Source organism: Streptomyces sp. P9(2023) (genome assembly GCF_032436795.1).
Taxonomy (GTDB): domain Bacteria; phylum Actinomycetota; class Actinomycetes; order Streptomycetales; family Streptomycetaceae; genus Streptomyces.
On the sequence record NZ_JAUPWM010000661.1, the window covers coordinates 1 to 254 of the forward strand.

Sequence of the window (254 nt, forward strand, 5' to 3'; positions counted from 1 at the left end):
TCTTCTTTTGATATTTCAGGCTTTTGAGAATTGTTGTTTTCATTATCTGATGATGTAGCTTCTTGAGATGGTGGATTTTGGGAGTTTGCTTTAGAATTTGTTTCAGTTACTTGCTGCGCTTTATCCGTCAATGGCTCTGTAGTTATATTTTGTTCTGGATTAGACATTTCATTAATTGAAATTGTATCTTTGGTGTCGTTCTCTTTCTCAATTGATAATTCGTTAAGCATACATAATAAAAATAAACCAATTGA

The 254-nt window shown here is 31.5% G+C and carries 1 protein-coding gene; it reads right to left on the minus strand.

What is annotated here, in order from left to right:
* The coding region (locus tag Q5762_RS39045; protein WP_315897065.1) for a hypothetical protein at positions 1–254 on the minus strand (254 nt) is incomplete at both ends.